Origin of the sequence: Herbaspirillum sp. B65 (assembly GCF_000333555.1) — a bacterium.
GTDB classification, from domain to species: Bacteria; Pseudomonadota; Gammaproteobacteria; order Burkholderiales; family Burkholderiaceae_D; genus Herbaspirillum; species Herbaspirillum rubrisubalbicans.
Genome location: NZ_BADI01001156.1, coordinates 1 through 2,396, shown reverse-complemented (window position 1 = coordinate 2,396; position 2,396 = coordinate 1). Strand labels below are relative to the sequence as shown.

Below are 2,396 nucleotides of genomic sequence, written 5' to 3'. Positions count from 1 at the left end.
GGTGCTGCCGTATCGCCTGGATCTGTTCGGCGACACCATCGAAACCATCCGCACCTTCGATGCCGATACCCAGCGCTCGCTCTATCCCGTGCCGGAAGTGCGCCTGCTGCCGGGCCGCGAATTCCCCATGGACGAGGCTTCGCGCCTGGCCTTCCGCAATCGCTGGCGCGAAGTGTTCGAGGGCGACCCCTCGCGTTCGGCCATCTACAAGGATATCGGCAATGGCATCGCCTCGGCGGGCATCGAATACTACCTGCCGCTGTTCTTCGAAGAGACGGCTACGCTGTTCCAGTACCTGCCGGCCAATGCCATGTTTGCCACCGTCGGCGATATCGAGCAAGCGATCAAGCGTTTCTGGAGCGATACCCGCTCGCGTTGGACATTTCTTCACGCCGACCGCGAACGGCCGGTGCTGGAACCCCGTTCCATCTACCTGGACGATGAAGATTTCTTCACACTGCTGAAACCCCACGCGCGTTGGGTGCTCAAGACCGATGATGCGCCCTCGGCCATCTCCGCGCCGCTGCCCAATATCGCCGTTAACCGGCGCGCAGAGGATCCGCTGGTCAACCTGCGCGGCTTCCTCCTGAAGGGCGCCGAGCGCGTGCTGATCTGCGCCGAGAGCAACGGCCGGCGCGAAACGTTGCAGCAGTACTTCGCCGAATACGATCTGCATCCGGTGCTGTGCGAGGACTGGAACGACTTCCTGGCCAGCGATGAGCCGCTGATGCTGGGCGTGGCGCCGTTGCACGCCGGTTTTGTCACCGCTGGTGGTCTGGCTTTGGTGACCGAGACCGAACTGTATGCCGGCAGTGGCCGTCGCGTCGGCAGCCGCAAGCAGCAGGCCGCTACCGATGTCGAATACATGGTGCGCGACCTCTCGGAACTGAAGATCGGCGATCCGGTGGTGCACAGCAGCCACGGCATCGGTCGCTACATGGGCCTGGTCAGCATGGACCTGGGGGAGGGCGAGACCGAGTTCCTGCACCTGGAATATGCCAAGGAAACCAAGCTCTACGTGCCGGTCTCGCAACTGCACGTGATCTCGCGTTACTCCGGTGCCTCGCCGGAAGACGCACCGCTGCACGCACTGGGTTCGGGCCAATGGGAAAAGGCCAAGCGCAAGGCTGCCCAGCAGGTGCGTGATACGGCTGCCGAACTGCTGAACCTGTATGCTCGCCGCGCACTGCGCCAGGGCCATGCCTTCCAGTATTCGGCACACGATTATGAAGCCTTTGCCGACAGCTTCGGCTTTGAGGAAACCGCCGACCAGGCCGCCGCCATCCATGCCGTCATCAAGGACATGACCGGCGGCAAGCCGATGGATCGCCTCATCTGCGGCGACGTCGGTTTCGGCAAGACCGAAGTGGCCTTGCGCGCGGCCTTCGTGGCCGTGATGGGCGGCAAGCAGGTGGCCATCCTGGCGCCGACCACGCTGCTGGCCGAACAACATGCGACCACCTTCGCCGACCGTTTCGCCAACTGGCCGGTGAAGATCGCCGAACTGTCACGCTTCCGTACCGGCAAGGAAGTCACGCAAGCCATCAAGGGCCTGGGCGATGGCACCATCGATATCGTTATCGGCACCCACAAGCTGCTGTCCGATGAAGTGAAATTTTCGCGCCTGGGCCTGGTCATCATCGACGAAGAGCACCGTTTCGGCGTGCGCCAGAAAGAAGCCCTGAAGTCGCTGCGCGCCGAGGTCGACGTGTTGACGCTGACCGCCACTCCGATTCCGCGCACGCTGGGCATGGCCCTGGAAGGCCTGCGCGATTTCTCGGTGATCGCCACCGCGCCGCAGAAGCGCCTGGCCATCAAGACCTTCGTGCGCGCCGAGAATGAATCGACCATCCGCGAAGCCTGCCTGCGCGAGTTGAAGCGCGGCGGCCAGGTCTACTTCCTGCACAACGAAGTGGAAACCATCGCCAACCGCAAGGCCGCGCTGGAGCAGTTGTTGCCGGAAGCACGCATCGCCGTGGCGCATGGCCAGATGCACGAGCGTGATCTGGAAAAGGTGATGCGCGACTTCGTGGCGCAGCGTTTCAATATCCTGCTCTGTACCACCATCATCGAAACCGGCATCGACGTGCCCACCGCCAACACCATCATCATGCATCGCGCCGACAAGTTCGGTCTGGCGCAGTTGCACCAGTTGCGCGGGCGGGTCGGGCGTTCGCATCACCAGGCCTATGCCTACCTGCTGGTGCAGGATGTGCAGGGTTTGTCCAAGCAGGCGCAGCGTCGGCTGGAGGCGATCCAGCAGATGGAGGAACTGGGCAGCGGTTTCTATCTCGCCATGCACGACCTGGAAATCCGAGGCGCCGGCGAAGTGCTGGGCGACCACCAGTCGGGCGAGATCCACGAGATCGGTTTTCAGATGTATTCGGACATGCTGA

At 62.9% G+C, this 2,396-nt stretch carries 1 protein-coding gene; it reads left to right on the top strand.

Going from position 1 to position 2,396, the window contains the following annotated elements:
• Nucleotides 1-2,396: transcription-repair coupling factor (gene mfd, locus I5W_RS27755; protein WP_044531687.1), on the top strand; the 2,396-nt coding region annotated here is incomplete at both ends.